This window comes from Dactylosporangium sp. NPDC005572, from assembly GCF_040605515.1.
Taxonomy (GTDB): Bacteria; Actinomycetota; Actinomycetes; order Mycobacteriales; family Micromonosporaceae; genus Dactylosporangium.
In genome coordinates, this window is sequence record NZ_JBEXCY010000001.1 from 107,814 (window position 1) to 127,763 (window position 19,950).

Here is a 19,950-nt window from a genome sequence, read left to right on the forward strand (position 1 = left end):
CGCAACCATGGTGCCTCTGTCGGCCGTTGTCAATGGCGATCGCGGCCGCAAACGACGGGCACGCCCGCTCCTACAGCGCCGACCCGGTCACGGCCCACGCCGAGGCGCTGTTCCGCGAGCACTTCGACGCGCACGCCGAGACCGTCTTCACGGTCACCGGCACCGCCGCCAACGTCATCGCCCTCGCGGCGCTCGCGCGCTCCGTCGAGACGGTGCTGTGCGCCGGGTCCGCGCACATCTTCGCCGACTCCTCCAACTCCGCCCACTCTCACGGTCGATCTCCACCGCTTCAACGCCAGAACATCGGTGTACATCACTGTCGACCCGCTTTGGGTGGCGTCACGTCACCCAGGTCGCACGACTCGAGCAGCGAACACTGGCGTTCAAACTATGCTGATAGTCGTTTTACTATGGTGTTGTAGTCGCGTTCGAAGGTAGGATCGCGAAGCCTGACCTTGACTGGAGGAACCATGACCGAGACCGCGTCCAGGCCCGAGACGGCAGCCGGCAACCCGGAAGACAAGAGCGGGGTCCGCTCGTACGACGTCGTGATCGTGGGCGCGGGACTGACCGGCATGTACCAGCTCAAGCTGGTCCGGGAACTCGGCCTGTCCGTCCGGGTCCTGGAGGCCGGGGACGGTGTCGGCGGCACATGGTTCTGGAATCGCTACCCCGGCGCACGGCTCGACTCGGAGTCGTACTCGTACCAGTACTCGTGGGACGAGGAGCTGCTGCAGGAATGGAAATGGAAGGAGATGTTCGCCGGCCAGCCCGAGCTGGAGGCGTACTACAACCGGGTCGCCGACAAGCACGACCTGCGCAAGGACATCGACTTCGGTACGCGGGTCGAGAGCATGGCCTTCGACGAGGAGACCGACGACTGGACGTTGCGCTCCACCGACGGCCGGATCTACCACGCTCACGTGGTCGTGATGGCCAGCGGCATCCTCTCCGACCCGAACTTCCCGAAGATCCCCGGGCTCGAGAACTTCAAGGGCGAGTGGTACCACACCTCGCTCTGGCCCAACGAAAAGATCGACTTCGCCGGGAAGCGGGTCGCCGTCATCGGTACCGGCGCCACAGGAGTCCAGGTGATCCCCGAGGTGGCCAAGACCGCCGGGCACCTGACCGTGTTCCAGCGCACCGCCAACTGGGCCGTCCCGCTGCGCAACCGTCCCCTGTCCGAGCAGGACATGGACAAGATCCGCGCGGGTTACCCGGAGATGTTCCCGTTCCTTCGCAACTCGTTCAGCGGCTTCCTGCACACCTGGGACAAGACCAAGTCCACCGAGGTCACCCCCGAGGAGCGGGATGCTCGCTACGAGGAGGCGTTCAACTCCCCCGGGTTCACCAAGTGGATCGGGCTCTACAACGACCTCGCCTACGACGCCGAGGCGAACAAGATCTACTGCGACTTCCTCGCCTCGAAGGTCCGTCAGCGGGTCAACGACCCGGAGACGGCCGAGAAGCTGATCCCGAACGACCACTACTTCGGCACCAAGCGGGTCCCCTGCGAGACCAACTATTACGAGACCTACAACCGCGACAACGTCGATCTCGTCCTGCTCAAGGAGAACCCGATCAAGAAGTTCACCGAGCAGGGCATTCTCACCGCCGAGGGTGAGGTCGAGGTGGACATGATCATCCTGGCCACCGGGTTCGACGCCTTCACCGGCGCCCTGAACAAGATCGACATTCACGGACTGGGCGGCCAGACCCTGCGCGACAAGTGGAAGGACGGCCCGCTTACCTACCTGGGCATGCAGGTCTCCGGGTTCCCGAACATGTTCGTCGTCGGCGGCCCGCACGGCAAGGGCGGCCACGGCAACGGCCCCCGATGCTCCGAGCCCGTCGTCGAGTGGGTCGCCCACGTCATCGACGACATCTTCACCCACGCGTGGCGCCGCGTGGAGGCCGATCCCGAAACCGAGAAGGAGTGGACCGACAGCGTGGTCTCCACCGCCGCCGGCACGCTCCAGGCCTCGGCCAAGTCGATCTTCTTCGGCGACAATATCGAGGGCAAGCCGCGCGTCTACGTCGCCTACCTCGGAGCCCTGCCCGAGTTCGTCGACAAGCTCTACGACGCCCGCCAGGCCGGCTACCGCGGCTTCATCCTGAGCTGACGCGACGCGTTCCGTCGTACTCGTGCACGGCGCGTTCCACGGCCGCCGCTGCTGGGAACGCGTCGTGCCCCGCTTGTCGGCCCTCGGCGTCACGGCCGTCGCGGCCGAGCTCCCACATACCTCGTGGGACGACGACATACCTCGTGGGACGACGACGTCGCCACCTGTTCTGCGGCGAGGACCAGGCGCTGGCCGACGAGGCGCAGGAGGGCTACGCCGCCGGGCTGACCGGGCGGCGAGACCGGCCGACCGCCTCGAACTCGCCGTTCTGGAGCCGGCCCGACGCGCTGTCCTGCGTGATCGCCAACTGGGCGGCCGCGCCCGATCTGGAGGTACCCGAATGAAGCCGGAGCCGTTCATCCTCAAGGTGCCCGAGGCGGACCTGGAGGACCTTGATCGTCGGCTGGCGCAGACGCGGTTCCCGCTCGACGTCGACAACGCCGACGGACGCTACGGCGTCTCCACCGAGCGGTTGCGCGGGCTCGTCGAGTACTGGCGGCACGACTTCGACTGGCGGGCGCAGGAGCGGGCGATCAGCGCCCTGACGATGTTCACCGTGGAGATCGACGGGCTGCCGATCCACTACGTCCACATACGGGGGAAGGGGCCGGCGCCGGCGCCGCTGGTGCTCAGCCACGGATTCCCGTGGACGTTCTGGGATTTCCACCGCGTGATCGGGCCGCTCACCGACCCGGCGGCGTACGGCGGTGACCCGGCCGACGCGTTCGACGTCGTCGTCCCGTCCCTGCCGGGATTCGGCTTCTCCTCGCCGTTGCCGCGCTCAGGCGTCAACTTCCTGACCACGGCGGACGTGTGGGTCAGACTGATGACCGAGGTGCTGGGCTACGACCGGTTCGCCGCACACGGCGGGGACTGGGGCGCGCAGGTCACCGCTCAGCTCGGCCACAAGTATGCCGACCGCCTGCTCGGCATCCACCTGACCAGTCTGATCTCGTTCCCGGCGGGGTGGAACTCCGACCGGCCGTGGAACCTGCTGCAGAAGGCGGCCGACGCCGCGAGCCCCGAGAACCGGGCCGCCGTCGTCGCGTGGGAGAAGCGGCGCGTCGGGCACCTGGTGCCGCAGATCGTGCACCCGCAGACGCTCTCCCACGGCCTTAACGACTCCCCGGCCGGACTCCTGGCCTGGCTCACGGAGCGGCGGCTGGCCTGGATGGACCACCAGCAGCCGGTCGACGACATCTTCCCACCAGACTTCCTGATCACGACGGCGGCGCTCTACTGGTTCACGCAGACCTACCCGAGCGCGGCGCGGTACTACGCCGAGGCGGCCACCCACCCGTGGCGACCCTCGCATGACCGGACACCCGTGATCCAGGCCCCGGCCGGGCTCTCTGTGTTCCTCGACGACAACCCGCCCGGGGCCCGCTTCGACTGGCTGCCCGCGATGTACGCCGACATCGTGTACCAGGCCGAACACAAGGTCGGTGGCCATTTCGGCGCCATGGAGCGCCCGGACGACGTGGTGGCCGATCTCCGCGCCACCTTCCGCAGCCTGCGCTGAAGCGCACCGAAAGGAACGACGAGCATGGCCCGAACCCCGAAGCACACGACCTTCGACTACGTCATCGTCGGGGCCGGTGCCGCCGGCTGTGTGCTGGCCAACCGGCTCTCGGCCGACCCGCACACGAAGGTCCTGCTGATCGAGGCCGGCGGCGGCGACGCCCACCCCATGCACCTGGTGCCCAAGGGCTTCTACTTCACGCTGGTCAACCCCAGGTACGCCAAGACCTTCGCCACCGTGGCGTTCCCGGACGGCCACGTCGAGCGGCTCCCCCGCGGCAAGGTGGTCGGCGGCTCGACGACCATCAACGGCATGGTCTGGAACCGCGGCTGGGCCAACTACTACGACGGCTGGGAGAAGGCCGGCAACATCGGCTGGAACTGGGCCCGCTTCCTCGACGCGTTCAAGCACATCGAGCGCCACCAGCTGGGCGGCAACGAGGTCCGCGGGGGCAGCGGCGCGGTCGACGTCGAGATCGCCGGCCCGCCCGAGGAGGCCTGCGACGCCCTGATCGCCTCGTTCGCGGCACACGGTATCCCGTTCGAGCGGGACATGAACGCCAGCGGCGGCGAGCGCGCGTCCTACGTCGCGTCCAACACCCGCAAGGGCACCCGGATGAGCGCCGCCCGCGCCTACCTGCGCCCGGCCCGGCGGCGCCGCAACCTGACCGTCGTCACCCACACCGAGGCCGAGCGGCTGACCCTGGACGGCACGCGCGTGACCGGAGTCCTGTGCCGGACGCCGGGCGGGCGGGTCACCTACGCCGCCACCCGCGAGGTGCTGGTCTGCGGCGGCGCATTCGACTCCCCGCTCCTGCTGGAGCGCTCCGGGATCGGCAACCCCGATGTGCTGGCCGCGGCCGGCGTCCCCGTCCGGGTGGCCAGCCCCAGGGTCGGCGCGAACTTCAAGGAGCACCGGGGCATCCTGCTGCAATACCGGCTGGCCGGGGTGAAGGGCTACAACCCCGAAGCCGCCTCAACCCCGCGCTACCTGTGGACCGGGTTCAAGTACCTGTTCAGCCGCAGCGGGATGGTCGCTCACGGTGGGTACGCCGTCAGCGGTATCTACAAGTCCGACCCGGCCTCGGAGTTCCCGGACACCCAGTGCTTCTTCACACCGATCTCGACATCGGCGGTGAATCCCATGACCGGGCGGATGGTGGTCGACAAGTTCCCGGGCGCGAAGTACGTCGCCCTGCCCATGTACCCGACCAGCCAGGGCTCGTTGCACATCACCGGCCCAAGCCTCGATGACGCCCCGCGCCTGGAGCCGAACTTCCTCAGTACCGAGGAGGACCGCCAGATGCTGGTCAAGGTGCTGCGCCGAGCCCGGGAGATCGTCGCCACCGAGCCGTTCACGAAGTTCGTCGTCGAGGAGCTGCAGCCCGGGCCGCAGATCGCCGAGGACGACGACATCATCGAGTACGGGATCAACAAGGGCAACGCCGGCGCCCACGGACTGGGTACCTGCGCCATGGGACCGGACGCGGACGACGTCGTCGACGCCTCGCTGCGGGTCCGCGGCACCCAGGGCCTCCGGGTGGTCGACGCCTCGGTGTTCCGCGACCAGCCCTCGGGCAACAACAACGCCCCCACCATGGCCCTGGCCTGGATCGCGGCCGACATCATCCTGGCCGAGCGCAGCTGAGCACGCGAGAGGCCCCGGCGCCGCGGCGCCGGGGCCTCTTCTCGTGTTCGGGGCTCAGCCCTGCAGCAGGCTGATCGCGCCCTCCGGGCAGGCGGTGGCGACGTCCTCGGCGTGGGCGCGCTCGTCATCGCCGATCGCGACGTCCTTGACCTCGGGGTAGCCGACGTCGTCGCAATCGAACCACTGCGAAGCAAGGCTGTAGCAGCGTCCGTGGCCGACACACACGGCGGTGTCGATCTTGAAGTGCAGCCCGGTCTTCTGCTCGGTGCTCTCGGACATGGTGGTTCCTCTCAGCGGGCGGCGGGCTCGATCTCGAGCGGCAGGTGGAAGAGCTGCTGCATGAAGCTGCCGTAGCGGTACTTCTCGACGAAGTCGTCGGGGATCCGGTACTGCGCGATCCGCTCGTGCCAGACCTCGAGGCCGATCCGCATCTCCAGCCGGGCGACGTGTGAGCCCAGGCAGCGGTGGACCCCCAGGCCGAACGCCGAGTGCGGGACGCCGGTGCGCGACAGCTGCACTTCGGGGGCGAGCCGGCGGTCGGCGCCGCAGCGGGCGATGAAGATCCGGTCGCCGGCCTTCACCGGGAAGCCGTTGAGCTCGGTGTCCTGCCTGGCCACGCGTCCGGCCGAGCCACCGGTGTTGTAGAAGCGCATCAGCTCCTCGATCGCGCCGGGGATGCGGCTGGTGTCCTCGATCAGGAACTGACGGTCGTCCCTGTTGCGGGCGAGGTGCCACATGATGAACCCGAGCTGGCTCGAGGTCGTCTCCTGGCCGGCGATGAAGGCGAGCTTGGCCATGCCGACCAGCAGGTCCTCCGGAATCGGCTCGCCGTCGACCTCCATGGTGACGAATGCCGTGGCCAGGTCGCCCGGGTTGGGGTTGGTCCGCCGGTCGGTCATCGCGCCGCGGACGATCGTGTCGATCTGCCGCTCGATGTCGTTGCGCTCCTCCTGGGTCGGGAAGTCGAAGGTGGCCCGCTCGGCCAGGTGGAACATCCGGTCGACGTCCTCGGTGCCGATCCCCAGCCATTCCAGGAAGAACAAGGCCGGCAGCTTCGCCGCGAAGTCCTTGGCGAAGTCGCAGGTGCCCTTCTCCAGGATTCCGTCGATGAGCTCGTGGCAGATCTCGCCGATCCGCGGCTCCAGGTGGGCCACGGCCTTCGGGCCGAACAACGGTGCCAGGGCCCTGCGGTACTTGGTGTGCACGGGCGGGTCCATCGTGATCGGCGGGACGTCGAGGATGACCTCCTGCTTGGTGTACACGATCGAGCTCGGCAGGTTGGACCAGGTGTGCGGGTCCTGCAGGACGTGCTTGACCGTGTCGTAGTCGGCCGCCACCAGATAGCCCCGGTTGACCGGGCTGTAGAACAACCCGCCGACATCGGTCATCTCGTCCCACACCGCGAACGGGTCGACGCCGAGCCGCTCGTCCCCCTCGAGGTCCAGCTTGTGGATCGGGAGGCCGTGGGCCTCGGCGCGCTCCTGCATCGTTGTCATGTCCGAACCTTCTCCATCCACTGCCCAACGGATTCTAACATCAGAGTATGACGCAATGAGCATCATTTGCTATCGCATTGGGGGTGCTCTGGCCGATCCCGGTCGCGACGCAGGCCATCAGCGAGCGATCCGCTCGAACATGCCACCGGAGCGGAACGACCGAGCCATCGGGCTGGCCAGGTACGGGTGCGGGTAGGCGAGCGGTACGGCGCTGGCCTCGTCGAGGCGGGCGACCTGCCCGGCGGTGAGCTCGAGCTCGGCGCTGCGGAGGTTCTCGGCCAGTTGGGCGACGCTGGTCGCGCCGAGGATCGGGATGACGTGGACCGGTCGATGCCGCAACCAGGCGAGGGCGAGCTGAGCGGGTGTGACGTCGAGCTCGACGGCCAGCGCGCCCAGCGCGTCGAGCACGGTCTCGACGCTGGCGCCGTGCTGGCCGCTCCAGGCCATGGTGGGCGAGCTCCAGACCTCGGCGGACAGGCGTGAGCCCACACCCCCACCCGCGGCATACTTGCCGGTGAGCAGGCCGTTCTTGAGCGGCGACCAGGCCAGCACGGACAAGCCGAACTCCTGGGCCATCGGGAAGAACTCCGCCTCGGCGCTGCGGCCGAGCAGGCTGTACTCGATCTGCAGGCCTACGTAGCGGGACCAGCCGCGAAGCTCAGCCATCGTGTTGGCCTGGGCGACCACCCAGGCCGGCGTGTTGGAGACCCCGACGTGCAGCACCTTGCCCGCGCGGACCAGGTCGTCCAGGCCGCGCATCACCTCGTCGACCGGCGTGAGCAGGTCCCAGGAATGCACGACGTAGAGGTCCAGGTAGTCGGTGTTCAACCGGCGCAACGATCCCTCGACCGACTGGACCATGTTCTTGCGCTGGTTGCCGCCGGCGTTGGCGTCGCCGTTGCGCAGGGCGGAGTTCGTGTACTTCGAGGCGATCACCACCTCCTCGCGATGCCCGGCGACCAGCCCGCCGATGATCCGCTCGCTCTCGCCGCCGGCGTACTGGTTGGCGGTGTCGAGATAGTTGCCGCCTTCGGCGCGGAAGGTGTCGTAGAGCTCCTTGGCCGTTTCGGCGCTGACGCCCCAGCCGTTGGTGGCACCGAACAGCATCGTCCCGAGCGCGGCGTCGGAGACCCGCAGCCCGCTGCGACCCATCAGCCGATAGTTGAGCACGATTTTATCATAACAGCAACACGATTAACTTCGGAACATGGCAACAGTGCCGACCCCCGCCGCCTCCAGGAGTTGATCGACCGGCAGGACATCCACGACGCGTGTTGTGGGCGTCGGCTACCGCTGAGCGGGCGCGGAGACGGTGGCGGTGCCCGGCGCCGAGACGACGCCGTCGCCGTCCTCCACCCATACCTCGAGGTCGGCGAACACCCGCTCGGCCCCGGACCGCACCGCAAGCACCCGCGCCTTCACGTCGAACACAGCGTTGCGCAGCGTCGGCGCTCGGAACCGCAGCGCCACCGCCTCGATCCTGCCCTCCGGCGGCAGCCACTCGCGCAGCAGCCGGTGCACGTATGACCACTGCAACCGGCCCATGATGATCGCGGCCGGGTAGCCCGCCGCGCGACCGGCGTCGTCGTCCATGTGGATCGGGACGAACTCGTCGTTGACGGCGGCGAACCGGTTCCACTCGGGGAAGCCGCTGCTCCGTGGCCCGGCGGCCACCTCCTGGCCCACGCTGAACATCGCGTCTCCGTCAGTAGCGGATGGCGGTCTGGCGCTCGACCTGCACGCGCTCGCCGTCCTGGTTGGTCCACACCGACTCGGTGACCGAGATGAGCATCGGGCCCATCCGGCCGGTCTTCTCGACGTACGAGACCAGCCGGGTCTCGGAGCGGATCACGTCTCCCGGCCGGATCGGGACCCCGTAGCGCACCTCGTTGCCGCCGTTCACCTGGTTGCGCAGACCAGGACCGGCGATGCCGATCGCCTTCTCCATCCGGTCGGTGTCCCTCAGCTCCGGCGCGACCAGCGGCTCCCGTTGCGACGCCACCATCCACGCGAACGGATTGAACTCCTCGGGTGCGACGACGCCGCCGGGCGTCGTCTCCTCGCAGAACCGGCGCGGTGGCGGGTCGGGGTAGTGCACCGCGATCGCCCACCGGCGAATGTCCGAGGCCGCGACCGGGTAGGAGACCTTCCAGTCGATGACCGACCCGACGGCGGCCGCCATCGCTGCGCTGACCAGGCTCATGGCTACCGGTCCCGGTGATCGCTACGTCCAGCGACCTTGGGATGGGCATACGGGTGGGCGGCGACGACGGCCGGCGGCTGCTCGGCCAGCAGTCCCGCGGTGGCCCGCCGGTACGCCTCGACCACACGGTCCTCCTCGGCGTAGTCGAACGGGTCGACCAGATTCCCGGCGGCGCCCTCGTCCGGCGGATGGTCGAGGTACCAGCGCACGGTCTCGGCCAGCGCCCGGGCCGCCGGAACCGGCTCGACGTAACCGAGCCGGTCGGCTGCCTTGTGGGTGTTCACCAGGAGGTGGGCGTCGTGGGAGATCGGGAACAGCCCCCGCCCCGGGCCGGCCAGCTCGAACGGCATCGACACAGGCTGCAGCGCGCCGCCCGCCGCCGCCGCGCAGACCTCGACCCACTGTCGCACCGTGAACTGGTCCCGGTCGCCGACGTTGAAGATTTCCCCCGCCGCCGCCTCGGGCCGGTCGACCGCAGCCAGCAGGTGGGCCGCGGCGTTGACCGCTGCACAGCGCGTGGTGATGGTCAGCCCGGCGTCGGGGACGATGATCCGGTCCCGGCCGTCGCGCACCCGGCGCACCACCGACCACTCGCGTGGGTAGACCTGCCGCGGGCCGTAGATCGTGGGGTAGCGGAACAGCGAGGCGCGGAAGGCGCCTTCGGCGTGCAACGCCATGACGTACTGCTCGGTGGCCCTCACCTTGCGGGCGAACCCTTCGCCGGTGGTCTCCTCCACCGGCCCGGCCCGTCCGACGTCGGCCATGTCTTCCCGGGCGAGCACCGGCATCCCGTGCGGCTGGAGCCGCCCCGGCTCGTGGTAGCCGGCGTAGACGGGCAGGCCACTGACGGCGACCAGGTCCCCGCAGCGCCCGGCCAGGGCGTCGGCCACCAGGCGCAGCCGGCCGTAGGTCGCGACGACGACGTCGAACGACCGCCCCGCCAGCGCCTCGTCCAGCGGCTCACGGAAGTGGGGGTCGGCGTGCACGTGCTCGTAGCCGTCCAGCTCGGGAGCCTCGTGGGTGCCGCGGTGCAGCAGGGTGACGGCGTACCCGCGCGCGGCCAGCCCGGCGGCGATGTGCGGGCCGGTGGGGCCGCTGCCGCCGACCAGCAACGCGGTCCTCGCTTCCATCACAGCCCAGTGGGGCCGGCCGCCTCGACGGCACGGAACGACGCCCGGACCTCATCGAGGAAGATGTCCGGCTCCTCCAGCGCGGCGAAGTGCCCGCCGCGGCCGGTCTTCGCGTAGTACCGCAGCTCGGGGAACCGCAGCCGGGCCCAGCGCTCGGAGGCCCCCAGGATCTCGGCCGGGAAGACCGAGTAGCCGACCGGGACCGTGACGGCCGAGTGGTCGGCCACCGCGGCGTTGGTGCTCTCCCAGTACAGACGGGCGGAGGAGGCCCCGAGATTGCCGAACCAGTAGAGCCCGATGATGTCCAGGATCCGGTCGCGGGCGACGGCGTCTTCCGGCAGGCCGGAGTTGTCGGTCCAGCCGTGGAACTTCTCGACGATCCACGCTGCCTGCCCGATCGGGGTGCCGGCCAGGGCGTAGCCGATGGTCTGCGGCTTGCTCGACTGCAGCATCGAGTAGGCGACCTCCTGCGACCACAGCTTGTGGGCCTTGGCCACGTAGCCGTGCTCCTCCTCGGTCAGCTCGCCGAACCCGGCCAGCTCGGCCGCCGGGTCGGCCCCGGAGACCCAGAAATTCAGGTGGATCGCCCGGACCTGCTCCGGGTGCTGCTTCGCCAGCGCCAGCGAGACGACGAACCCCATGTCACCGCCCTGGGCGTAGAACCGCTCGTAACCTAGCCGGCGCATCAGCTCGACCCAGGCCGTGGCGATCCGCTGTGCACCCCAGCCCGGCCCGGACGGCTTCCCGCTGAAACCGAACCCCGGCAGCGACGGGACGACGACGTGGAACGCGTCGGCCGGGTCGCCGCCGAACCGCTCCGGGTCTGCCAGTGGTTCGGCCACCTCCAGGAACTCCAGGTAGGCGCCGGGCCAGCCGTGGGTGAGGATCAGCGGCCGGGCCGTGGGGACCGGCGAGGGCAGGTGGGCGAAGTGGATGTCGAGCCCGTCGATCGACGTCGTGTACTGGGGCAGCCGCCGCAGCCGCGAGTTGGCGGCGGTCCAGTCGTACCCGTCGGCCCAGTAGCCGACGAGGTCGCGCAGGTAGTCCTCCGGGACGCCCTGCTCCCAGCCGGCGACGGTCTGCGGCTCGGGCCAGCGGGCACCGGCCACGCGGCGCCGCAGGTCCGCGACCGCCTCGGCGTCGAACCCCGGCGTGAACGGCCTGATCTCCATCAGCTCTCCTGCTCGGTCGGGCGGACGATCATCTCGTTGACCGCCATCCGGGCCGGCCGGGTGACGATGAACTCGACGGCGCCTGCGATGTCATCGACGTCGAGGTAGGGCGCCGGCGCGTCGGGGGTGTCCCGCCCGGCCCGGCGCGAGGCGAGCACCGCGGCCTCGGTGCGCACCGCACCGGGCAGGATCGTGCCGACCCGCACATGGCGGGCGGTGACCTCCTGCCGCAGCGACTCGCTGAAGGCCAGGACCGCCGCCTTGGTCGCGGCGTACACCCCCGCCCCGGCCTGCACCCGCCGTCCGGCGATCGAGGCGACCGACACGAGGTCGGCCACGCCTCGCGGCCCGCGCGCGGCGTCCAGCAGGTGCGGTAACGCGGCCCAGGACAGCGCCATCGTCGCCTCGAGGTTGAGCTCGACCATCCGGGCCCAGTCCTCCCGGTCGGCCCCGACGATCGGACCGACCCGGGCCTCGCCGGCGTTGTTGACCAGGACGTCGAGGCGGCCGCACTCGTCGATGACCCGGCGGACTATGGCATCGGCCGCCCCGGTCGCGGTGACGTCGGCCGGGACGCGGAACGCGCCGCCCGGGATCCGGGCCGCCACCTCGGCCAGGGCGTCAGCTCGACGCGCGACCAGGGCAACCCGCGCCCCGGCCGTGGCCAACCGGAACGCGATGGCCGCCCCGATGCCGCTCGAGGCCCCGCTGACGACGGCGACGCTGCCACTCAGGCTGCCCATCACGACGGCGGGCTCAGCCCGCCAGCTCCTGCTTCTTGTCGACGTTGATCTGCGGGTCGATGATCCCTTCGTTCATCGCCTTGATCAGCAGGGCGACGTGCTGCGAGTAGAACCGGGCCAGCCGCAGACCGGTGGCCATGAACCAGAGCTTCTGGTGGCCGGAGTGGCGCAGCGTCGTCCGCAGCTCGCCGCGGTCGTCGACGTTCCACACCGTCGCCAACTGATCGGTCACCTCGTCGCCGACGACAGGTCGGACGACCTCGCGCATGTTGCTGTAGCCGGTGCAGAACACGACCACGTCGGCGGCCTCCTCGGTACCGTCGCGGTAGATCACACCGTGCGGGGTGAACCGTTCGATCTCGCCCGGCTGGATCCGGATGTCGCCGTCGATGATGAGCTGACAGTTACCCTTGTCGATGTAGACGGCGCCGCCGCCACGGGTGGTCAGATGCGCCTGCCCGGCGTCGCCCGGCCCGAGGGTGGTGCGGAAGCCGGCCTTCTCCATCCCGGCGATCAGATCGGCGTCGAGCTCGGCGATCCGACGGGTGACCGTCGGCGCGAGCTGCAGGCCGAGGGCCAGCGGGTTGGCCGCCGAGAGCAGGTCGGCGGTGGAGATCTCCGGGCCGTTCTCGTTGTACAGCGCGCCGAAGAGCAGCTTCAGCCCGTTGCGCTGAGAGAACACCAGCACCGGGCTGCGCTGCACCATCGTGATGGCGGCGGCCTCGTTCTCGTAGGCGTCCTGGGCGATGTCGTGCGCGCTCGCCCCGGCCCCGACGACGACCACACGCTTCCCACGCACCGACTCCCCGCCGGGGTGCTCGCTGGAGTGGGCGATGGTCCCCTCGAACAGCTCCTCGCCCTCGACCTCGGGGCGATAGGGGATGCCGTCCTTGCCGGTGGCGAACACGAGATGCTGGGGGCGCAGGGTGCGACGCTCGCCGTCGTGGTCGAGCTCGACGCTCCAGCGGGCCTCGGCCTCGTCGTAGCTCGCGGAGTGGACGGTGGTGCTGGTCCACAGGTCCAGGTCGAGGAGGTTGACGTAGGCCTCCATCCAGTCGGCCAGCATCTCCTTGGGCGTGAACAGCGGCCACGTCTTCGGGTAGGGCAGGTACGGGAACTCGGTGGACCATTTGAAGTCGTGCAGCAGCAGGCCGTTGTAGCGCAGCCGCCAGTTGTCACCGGCGCGCGCGTAGCGGTCGACCAGGAGCGTCGGGACCCCGAGCTGGCCCAGCCGCGCGGCCAGGAACAGCCCGGAGTGGCCGGCTCCGACGATCAGGACGCTCGGGTCGGCGTCCCGGTACTGCCGTCGTTCGGCCCGCAGGTCGCTCAGCGACCGACGGGCGCCGGGAGTGGACGGCGAGTTGTTGGCCTCGCTGGCGGCGTCGTCGACGGAGATCACCGGCTCGGGGAAGTCGCGCAGCCCCTCGAGGCTGGTCGAGACGACCCACGATCGCCACTCACCGTCCTCCTCGCGGACCAGGCGGATCACGCCGCGGCCGACCGACGCACGCGTGGCGAAGTGGTAGATCGCCTCGATGTAGCGGCCGTTGAAGGCGACCGGCCACGTCTCGTCCAGTCTCAGGTCGCCGAAGCCCGTCTCGTCCAGGGCGGTGGCGAGGTGCCCGACGATGTCGTCGGCGCCGTGCATGCCGACCAGGTCCCAGGTGAGCGCGTAGATGTCGCGCCACCACGGGTCGGCCGACAGCAGTCCACGGACGCCGGGGAGGTCGCGCTCGGTCAGGGCGCGCTCCAGCGTGGTCAGCCACCGCTCGGCCACGGCGCGGTGGTCCACCGGCTCCCCGGTGACGGCCGGAGCGGTCTCGAGCTGGGTCATCGTCCCTCGTCCTCCTGGTTCAGCCGGGCGCGGAACCTGCGGACCACATCGGGCGACGGCAGCGCGATGAGCTCCACCTGAGTGCCGTCCGGGTCCTCGCAGAGGAAAAGCGTCACCGGGCCGTAGTTCTTGACGATGGTCGTGGTGGGCTCGGAATAGACCTCGTAACCCATCTGGACCAGCCGGGCGTGGATCACGCCGATGTGCTCGGCGTCGACCGGGAAGGACAGCTGGCCCATCCCGAAGTCGCCGGGGCGCTTGGGGCGCCCCTCGTCGTTCTGGGGCAGGTCCCACTTCACCAGCTCGAGCTGGCCCACCCGGGAGTCGCCCTGCACGAACACCGTGGTTCCGGTCGTACCCTCGGGCAGCCGCATCAGCGCCGGCGTCAGGTCGCTGGTCGGCTTCTCCAGTGTCTTGCGCATGCCGAGGCCTTCGACGTAGAAGCGCAGCGACGCCTCCAGGTCGCGGACACCGATGGCAACGTGGTTGAGGCTGCGGACCCCGACACGGGTCTCCTCGGTCACTGCGCTCACAGCACGAACCCCTCCTCCTTGAAGGGACCGTCGCGCCACTCGAGGGCGGCCTTCAGCCCGTCGCGCGCGGCCCTGGTCTGGAACTCGCCCGCCCCCGGCCGGAACGAACGCGCGATGGCGTACCAGGGCACGACGCTCTGCAGCGCGGCCCGGAACCCCATCGCCTCGTAGCTCTGGTTGAGGCTGAGCTTGTTGGCGGCGAGCATCGCCGGGTGCAGTCGCGTCAGCGGCCGCAGTTCACGCATCACCTGCTCGTCCAGCTCCTCGGCCGGAAAGCTCTTGGCGATCCAGCCCAGCTCCTCGGCCCGCTTCCCGCTGATCGAATTGCCGGTCAGCTGCAAGTACTTGGCCTGGGCCATCGACATCTTCCAGGGGAAGTACTCGATGTCCGGGGTGGACTGGGCACGGGTGGGCGGATAGCCCATCACGCAGTCCTCGGCGGCGAACACGATGTCGCACATCGACATCAGCTCCGAGCCGCCCGCCAGCGCGTAACCGTGCACCTTGGCAACCACGGGCTTGAGCAGGTCCCAGATGGTCAGCCAGTCCCGCAGGCAGCTGCGGGGGAACTGGCCCGTCCAGGACTCGAACAGCGCAGAGGAGTTCCAGCCGTCGGGGCGCTCAGGACGCTCCTCACCACCCGCGTAGCTGTTCATGTCGTATCCGGCGCAGAAGGCCTTACCGGCTCCCTGGATGAGGACCACGGTGACGTCGTCGTCGGCCTCGGCCGCCTTCAAGGCGTGGATCACCTCGCGTCGCAGCGCCGGGCTCAGGGCGTTGCGCTTCTCCGGGCGGTTGAGGGTGATCGTCGCGATCCGGTCGGCGACGTCGTACAGAATGTTCTCGTAGTCCACGCTGACTCTGCTCTCTTCGTCGGGGTCCTGGGGCGGGGCGGAGGGTCAGCCCACGGCGACCTGGTCGGCGCCCAGCGGCCGGGGTGGTGTGCGGATCGCACCGGGGGTCCGGCTCAAGCGGACCGGAACACCCAGCATCCGCAGGCCGTCGAGCTCGGTGACCATGCCGCGGGCAGCGACGTCCTCCGCGTCGAGCACTTCCGGCAACGGCCGCACGAGCGTCGCGGGCACGCCCTCGGCGATCAGCGTCCGGGCCAGGTCGACATCCGGGTCGAGCGCGGCGATCAGCCGGGCCAGGACGGCATTGAGCTCGTGCCGGTGAGCCAGGCGGTCGGCGTTGCGGCGGAACTGCGGGTCGTCGGCGAGCTCTGGTGCGCCCAGGAAGCTGACCAACGCGGCGAATTGCCGGTCGGTGCCCGCGGCCACGTAGACCTCGCCGGCCGGCGAGGGAAACGTCTCGCAGGGGGCGATGTTCGGGTGCGCGCTGCCGAGCCGGTGCGGTGGGGCGCCGGTCATGAAGTAGTTGGCCGCCACCGGGTGCAGCAGGCTCATCGCCCCGTCGACCAGGCTGATGTCGACCCGCTGGCCCCGCCCGGACTCCGCCCGCTCGTGCAGTGCCAGCAGGACGCCGGAAAGGGCCAGCAGCCCGGTGGTCAGGTCCACCACCGGCATCGGGACCCGAAGCGGCGGACCGCCAGGCTCACCGTTGAGGTCCATGATCCCGGTGTAGGCCTGGATGACGGCGTCGTAGCCGGGCAGCCCGGCCATCGGCCCGTCAGGATCGAACGCCGAGATCCGGCAGTGCACCAGGCGTGGAAATCGCTCCGCCAGCATGTCCGGCGCCAAGCCCCAGCGGGTCATTGCCCCCGGCTTGAAGTTCTCGACCAGCACGTCGGCGTCGGCCAGGAGCCCGAGCACCAGTTCCCGTCCCTCGGAGGTGCCGAGGTCCGCCGCGAGGTGAACCTTGTTGCGGTTCAACCCGGCGTAGTAGGCGCTGACGCCGTCGGGCCGGGAAGGGCCCCAGGAGCGGGTGAGATCTCCGGTGACCGGCTCGACCTTGACCACGTCCGCGCCGTGGTCGCCGAGCAACTGGGCGCAGTAGGGGCCCGCCAGCACGCGCGAGAGGTCCACCACGCGGACACCGGCGAGCGCGCCCCTGCTCACTCCGCCGCCCGCAGGATCTCTTTGGCGTCGGGGGCGCCGGCCATCCGGCGCTTGCGCATCTGGATCTTCCAACGCCCGTCCTCACGGCGGAAGGCCCACTCGTTGAAGGAGGCACTGAGCAACTTCAGGGTCGGGCCGTCCTGGTGGAAGATGAACGAGTAGCCGTTGGCCACTGCGTCGTCCCCGGTCACCCTCACCGCCAGGTTGTTGCCCTGGACGTGGAAGCTGCGGCCGTAGAAGCCGTTGTCGTGCTGCGCGGTGCGTTCACTCAGGAACCGGCGCATCTGAGCCAGGCCCTCCCAGCGGACGATCTCGTACGGGTCCTCGCCACGGCCGGAGGAGACGTCCATGACGCAGTCCTGCGTGAACAGACCGAAGTACTCCTCGTCGAGGGGCGCGTCGGCGTAGTAGCCGTAGCGGGCGAGAAGCTCGCGGATCTCCCGGTCGTCCTCGAGTTCACGGAGCCGCGCCTCGAGCACCGCCAGCCTGTCCTCCACCGGGAACCACCTCTCCGAGTTAACTTCAACAAGACAGTAACACCACTGTTAAGTCGTGTGGACTCGCTGGTCGAACTGCAGAACGGTCCCGTCCGGGTCCTTCACGAACATCGCGCGCATCCGCTGGTCCGCCGGCTCGCCGTAGCCGACGCCGACGGTGTCCTTGACCGACACGGGTTCATACCCGGCCGCGCGCAGCCGTTCGGCCAGGGCGGGGATGTCGTCCACCCAGAACCCGACGTGATGGATCCCGATGTGCTCCAGGGTGAGCGGCTGGTTGTCGGCCAGCTCGTCGGACTGGGAGATGGCCAGGAATACGCGGTCGCCGTACCCCTCCCCCTCGTTGCCCCCCACCCTCAGCATCACTTCACGACGGCGCGTCGAGCCGACCCCGGGGCCGTAGAGCGCGTCCGCCGGCGGCTCGTTGGTGGCGTCACGGATCACCGTCATCCCGAGCACGTCGCGGTAGAAGGCAAGCGACCGCTCGAGATCGCGGACACCGATGGCAATGTGCGAGGCAAGCTTCATGGCGCTCCTCCTACAGATCGAGGACCAGCAGTGGGGTCCGCGACCGCGAGCAACAGATCATCATCGTGTCGTTGGCGGCCTTCTCGTCCTCGGTCAGCAGGGAGTCCCGGTGCTCGGGAACGCCGTCGAGGACGGTGGTCTCGCACGTGCCGCAGGTTCCCTCCCGGCACGAGGTCATGATGTCGACGCCGGCCGCCTCGACCACCTCGGCGATGCTCTGGTCAGGGCCGACGTCGAGCGTGAGCCCTGAAGCGTCCAGGCGGACCCGAAACCCGGCGCGCTCCCCGTCCAGCGCCCCTTCGCGAGGTCGGAACCGTTCGACATGGAGGGCTCCGGGCGGCCAACCGGCGCACCGCGCCTCCACCGCGTCGATCAGCGCACCGGGCCCGCAGCAGTAGACCTTGACGCCGTCGGCCGGTTCGCCGAGCAGAGCCTCCAGATCGATCAACCCGAGCTGGTCCTCCGGCCACACCGTGACACGGTCCCCGAGCCCGGCCAGGTCGTCGACGAAGGCCATCGAGGCCGCCTGACGCCCGCCGTAGACCAGGCGCCAGTCCGCGCCGACGGCGGCCAGTGCCCGCACCATCGGCAGCAGCGGGGTGATACCGATCCCGCCTGCGATGAACAGATGCCGGGGGCTGGACTCGAGCGGGAACTCGTTGCGGGGGCCACGGACGGCCAACGACGTGCCCTCGGCGACCTCGTCGTGCAGCCGCCGGGAGCCACCCCGGCTCCCGGGCTCCCGCAGCACCGCGATGGTCCAGGTCTTGTCGTCGGCCGGGTCGCCGCACAAGGAGTACTGGCGCTCGAGCCCCTCGCCGACGACGACGTCGATATGAGCGCCTGGCGCCCACTCCGGGAACGGCTCGCCGTCCTCGCGCACCAGGTCGAAGGCGGCAACCCCCTCGGCCACCCGGCGTACCCCATGGACCTTCACAGTGAATAGGTCCCGGTCTCTCATCACAAGAACAAGACTAATACATAACTTGCCGTTTTGGTGCCGCCGCTTCCGCCGCCACCGTCCCGCCGGCCCCGAAGCCCGCCTTCGGGATGGCGTATGCCGCGATGTGGGCCAGGAGGAACACACCGGCGAGCACCACGAAGCCCACGGTGTAGCCCCGCTCAGCCGGATAGCCGGTGGCCGTGAGATGACCGGTCACGATCACACCCATGACCGTGGCCCCGACCGCACCGCCGACCAGGCGGATATTGGCATTCATGCCACTGGCCACGCCAACCTGCCAGGGCGGCACCACCCGCACGACAACCAGGGCCGTGGCCGCCAGGACCGAGCCGGAGCCGGCGCCGTGCATGGACATGGCCAGGTAGATCACCCAGTGTGTGGAGTGGAGGAAGGCGATCAGCAGCATCGCCGTCGCCATCAACACCGTGGCCACGCAGATCACGATGCGAACCGACGTCGCGCGGATGATCCGGGTGGCGAGCATTCCGGCGGCGAACGACGTCACCGACCAAGGGATCAGAAAGCGCCCGGACTCGGTGACGGTGGCACCGAGGCCGTAGCCGGCGGTTTGCGGCGTCTGGAGCAGCTGAGGGAGAAATCCGAACAGGGCGAACATCGAGAACCCCGACAGCATCACGATGAGGTTCGTGGTCCAGACGCCACGCAGGCGCATCATCCGCAGATCGATCAGCGGGGTGCGGGCGCGCCGCTCGAGGCGGACCCAGATCAGTACGAGCGCAGCCGACGCGGCGAACATCCCCAGGACCCACGGTGACGTCCACCCCCATGCGCCGCCACGGCTGAGGCCGAGCAGCAACACTCCCAGCCAGCCGCCGAGGGCCAGCGCGGGCAGCAGCGGTGGAGGAGCGGCCCGGGTGGGGGCCGACTCCGGGACGACCCACAGCACGGCCAGCGCGATGACTGTTGCGAAACCGGCAGGTAGCCAGAACAGCCAGCGCACCCCGAGCGTGTCGACCACTGGACCGGCCAGGATCAGCCCGAGGCCGAATCCCACCGCGGTGGTCGACGTCATCAGGCTGACGCCGCTGGAGAGCCGCTCGGGACGCGAGACGTCGCGCAGGATCCCGAAGGACAATGGCAGCACTGCCCCGGCCGCCCCCTGCACCGCACGGGCCGCAAGCAGCCAACCGATGCTTGGCGCCAGCGCGGCTCCGAACGCCCCGGCCGCCATTCCTCCGAGGGCCACGACGAACATCCGCTTCTTGCCCCAGGTGTCACCGGCTCGCCCGAGCAACGGTGTCGCGATCGACGCGGCGAGCAGGTAGACGATCAGGGCCCAGGTCACCGTGGCCTGATCGGTGCTGTACTCCACCTGGAGCCGGGAGAGCACCGGCGTCACGAAGCACTGCTGCAAGGTGAAGGACCCGACGGCCAGGGCCAGCACCAGCCGAACCAGACGGTCCGGGCCACCGGGCACCAGCCCGGAACCCTCGTCTACCGCTGTGGCGGGCGCACTCACCTGACCTCGTATCCCTGGCCTGGTAGGAGGTCGATGCCGTGGAGCTCGCCGGCCGTGCCA

At 69.7% G+C, this 19,950-nt stretch carries 21 protein-coding genes; 5 read left to right on the forward strand and 16 right to left on the reverse strand.

Going from position 1 to position 19,950, the window contains the following annotated elements; genetic code table 11:
- Positions 1-32: 32 nt before the first annotated feature.
- The 5 genes from ABZS66_RS00390 (at position 33) to ABZS66_RS00410 (ending at position 5,292) form a co-directional block, all read left to right on the forward strand.
- Positions 33-422, forward strand: coding sequence for a beta-eliminating lyase-related protein (locus tag ABZS66_RS00390; protein ID WP_354753686.1), 390 nt, complete (start codon positions 33-35; stop codon positions 420-422).
- Between the two features lie 48 nt (positions 423-470).
- Positions 471-2,123, forward strand: a complete 1,653-nt coding sequence (locus tag ABZS66_RS00395; protein ID WP_354753687.1) for an NAD(P)/FAD-dependent oxidoreductase — start codon at positions 471-473, stop codon at positions 2,121-2,123.
- Positions 2,124-2,266: 143 nt separating this feature from the next.
- Positions 2,267-2,467: a hypothetical protein gene (locus tag ABZS66_RS00400; protein ID WP_354753689.1), complete on the forward strand. Its 201-nt coding sequence runs from the start codon at positions 2,267-2,269 to the stop codon at positions 2,465-2,467.
- Complete coding sequence (locus ABZS66_RS00405; protein ID WP_354753690.1) at positions 2,464-3,645, forward strand: epoxide hydrolase family protein; 1,182 nt, start codon at positions 2,464-2,466, stop codon at positions 3,643-3,645. The genes ABZS66_RS00400 and ABZS66_RS00405 overlap by 4 nt, the downstream gene beginning before the upstream one ends.
- A 24-nt stretch (positions 3,646-3,669) precedes the next feature.
- On the forward strand, positions 3,670-5,292 hold the full coding sequence (locus ABZS66_RS00410; RefSeq protein ID WP_354753692.1) for a GMC family oxidoreductase N-terminal domain-containing protein: 1,623 nt from the start codon (positions 3,670-3,672) through the stop codon (positions 5,290-5,292).
- A 54-nt stretch (positions 5,293-5,346) separates the two neighbouring features.
- Here the strand turns inward: ABZS66_RS00410 and ABZS66_RS00415 are convergent, their stop codons facing one another.
- The 16 genes from ABZS66_RS00415 to ABZS66_RS00490 form a co-directional block, all read right to left on the reverse strand.
- On the reverse strand, positions 5,347-5,571 hold the full coding sequence (locus tag ABZS66_RS00415; RefSeq protein ID WP_238005693.1) for a ferredoxin: 225 nt from the start codon (positions 5,569-5,571) through the stop codon (positions 5,347-5,349).
- Between the two features lie 11 nt (positions 5,572-5,582).
- Positions 5,583-6,788 carry a cytochrome P450 gene (locus ABZS66_RS00420; protein WP_354753695.1) on the reverse strand — a complete coding sequence of 402 codons (1,206 nt, stop codon included), beginning with the start codon at positions 6,786-6,788 and terminating at the stop codon, positions 5,583-5,585.
- 117 nt (positions 6,789-6,905) lie between these two features.
- Complete coding sequence (locus tag ABZS66_RS00425) at positions 6,906-7,958, reverse strand: aldo/keto reductase (protein ID WP_354753697.1); 1,053 nt, start codon at positions 7,956-7,958, stop codon at positions 6,906-6,908.
- 117 nt (positions 7,959-8,075) lie between these two features.
- Positions 8,076-8,483 carry a MaoC/PaaZ C-terminal domain-containing protein gene (locus ABZS66_RS00430; protein ID WP_354753699.1) on the reverse strand — a complete coding sequence of 136 codons (408 nt, stop codon included), beginning with the start codon at positions 8,481-8,483 and terminating at the stop codon, positions 8,076-8,078.
- Between the two features lie 10 nt (positions 8,484-8,493).
- Entirely contained in the window at positions 8,494-8,991 is a 498-nt protein-coding gene (locus ABZS66_RS00435) for a MaoC family dehydratase N-terminal domain-containing protein (protein ID WP_354753701.1), read from the reverse strand.
- Between the two features lie 2 nt (positions 8,992-8,993).
- Positions 8,994-10,121 carry an NAD-dependent epimerase/dehydratase family protein gene (locus tag ABZS66_RS00440; protein ID WP_354753703.1) on the reverse strand — a complete coding sequence of 376 codons (1,128 nt, stop codon included), beginning with the start codon at positions 10,119-10,121 and terminating at the stop codon, positions 8,994-8,996.
- Positions 10,121-11,293 carry an epoxide hydrolase family protein gene (locus ABZS66_RS00445; RefSeq protein ID WP_354753704.1) on the reverse strand — a complete coding sequence of 391 codons (1,173 nt, stop codon included), beginning with the start codon at positions 11,291-11,293 and terminating at the stop codon, positions 10,121-10,123. Before ABZS66_RS00445 ends, ABZS66_RS00440 begins: the two co-directional genes overlap by 1 nt.
- Positions 11,293-12,036 carry an SDR family oxidoreductase gene (locus ABZS66_RS00450; RefSeq protein WP_354753927.1) on the reverse strand — a complete coding sequence of 248 codons (744 nt, stop codon included), beginning with the start codon at positions 12,034-12,036 and terminating at the stop codon, positions 11,293-11,295. Before ABZS66_RS00450 ends, ABZS66_RS00445 begins: the two co-directional genes overlap by 1 nt.
- Positions 12,037-12,049: 13 nt before the next feature.
- Positions 12,050-13,870 (reverse strand): NAD(P)/FAD-dependent oxidoreductase, encoded by a 1,821-nt coding sequence (locus tag ABZS66_RS00455; protein WP_354753706.1) that lies wholly within the window; start codon positions 13,868-13,870, stop codon positions 12,050-12,052.
- A complete protein-coding gene (locus ABZS66_RS00460; RefSeq protein ID WP_354753710.1) occupies positions 13,867-14,403 on the reverse strand; it encodes a VOC family protein in 537 nt (178 codons plus the stop codon). The genes ABZS66_RS00455 and ABZS66_RS00460 overlap by 4 nt, the downstream gene beginning before the upstream one ends.
- Positions 14,400-15,257, reverse strand: coding sequence for an enoyl-CoA hydratase-related protein (locus tag ABZS66_RS00465; protein WP_354753712.1), 858 nt, complete (start codon positions 15,255-15,257; stop codon positions 14,400-14,402). Before ABZS66_RS00465 ends, ABZS66_RS00460 begins: the two co-directional genes overlap by 4 nt.
- A gap of 45 nt (positions 15,258-15,302) precedes the next feature.
- Positions 15,303-16,421 (reverse strand): CoA transferase, encoded by a 1,119-nt coding sequence (locus tag ABZS66_RS00470; RefSeq protein WP_354753714.1) that lies wholly within the window; start codon positions 16,419-16,421, stop codon positions 15,303-15,305.
- The gene (locus ABZS66_RS00475) at positions 16,418-16,918 is read right to left on the reverse strand and encodes a nuclear transport factor 2 family protein (RefSeq protein WP_354753715.1); all 501 of its coding nucleotides are present in this window, start codon (positions 16,916-16,918) and stop codon (positions 16,418-16,420) included. Before ABZS66_RS00475 ends, ABZS66_RS00470 begins: the two co-directional genes overlap by 4 nt.
- Positions 16,919-16,966: 48 nt before the next feature.
- Positions 16,967-17,446 (reverse strand): VOC family protein, encoded by a 480-nt coding sequence (locus tag ABZS66_RS00480; RefSeq protein WP_354753717.1) that lies wholly within the window; start codon positions 17,444-17,446, stop codon positions 16,967-16,969.
- 10 nt (positions 17,447-17,456) lie between these two features.
- Positions 17,457-18,359 carry a PDR/VanB family oxidoreductase gene (locus ABZS66_RS00485; RefSeq protein WP_354753718.1) on the reverse strand — a complete coding sequence of 301 codons (903 nt, stop codon included), beginning with the start codon at positions 18,357-18,359 and terminating at the stop codon, positions 17,457-17,459.
- A 61-nt stretch (positions 18,360-18,420) separates the two neighbouring features.
- Complete coding sequence (locus tag ABZS66_RS00490; protein ID WP_354753719.1) at positions 18,421-19,890, reverse strand: MFS transporter; 1,470 nt, start codon at positions 19,888-19,890, stop codon at positions 18,421-18,423.
- Positions 19,891-19,950: the final 60 nt, after the last annotated feature.

Coding starts and splice junctions, on each gene's coding strand:
- ABZS66_RS00390 (WP_354753686.1), top strand. CDS start 33: ATGGCGATCGCGGCCGCAAACGACGGGCACGCCCGCTCCTACAGCGCC.
- ABZS66_RS00395 (WP_354753687.1), top strand. CDS start 471: ATGACCGAGACCGCGTCCAGGCCCGAGACGGCAGCCGGCAACCCGGAA.
- ABZS66_RS00405 (WP_354753690.1), top strand. CDS start 2,464: ATGAAGCCGGAGCCGTTCATCCTCAAGGTGCCCGAGGCGGACCTGGAG.
- ABZS66_RS00410 (WP_354753692.1), top strand. CDS start 3,670: ATGGCCCGAACCCCGAAGCACACGACCTTCGACTACGTCATCGTCGGG.
- ABZS66_RS00415 (WP_238005693.1), bottom strand. CDS start 5,571: ATGTCCGAGAGCACCGAGCAGAAGACCGGGCTGCACTTCAAGATCGAC.
- ABZS66_RS00420 (WP_354753695.1), bottom strand. CDS start 6,788: ATGACAACGATGCAGGAGCGCGCCGAGGCCCACGGCCTCCCGATCCAC.
- ABZS66_RS00430 (WP_354753699.1), bottom strand. CDS start 8,483: ATGTTCAGCGTGGGCCAGGAGGTGGCCGCCGGGCCACGGAGCAGCGGC.
- ABZS66_RS00435 (WP_354753701.1), bottom strand. CDS start 8,991: ATGAGCCTGGTCAGCGCAGCGATGGCGGCCGCCGTCGGGTCGGTCATC.
- ABZS66_RS00440 (WP_354753703.1), bottom strand. CDS start 10,121: ATGGAAGCGAGGACCGCGTTGCTGGTCGGCGGCAGCGGCCCCACCGGC.
- ABZS66_RS00445 (WP_354753704.1), bottom strand. CDS start 11,293: ATGGAGATCAGGCCGTTCACGCCGGGGTTCGACGCCGAGGCGGTCGCG.
- ABZS66_RS00450 (WP_354753927.1), bottom strand. CDS start 12,036: ATGGGCAGCCTGAGTGGCAGCGTCGCCGTCGTCAGCGGGGCCTCGAGC.
- ABZS66_RS00455 (WP_354753706.1), bottom strand. CDS start 13,870: ATGACCCAGCTCGAGACCGCTCCGGCCGTCACCGGGGAGCCGGTGGAC.
- ABZS66_RS00480 (WP_354753717.1), bottom strand. CDS start 17,446: ATGAAGCTTGCCTCGCACATTGCCATCGGTGTCCGCGATCTCGAGCGG.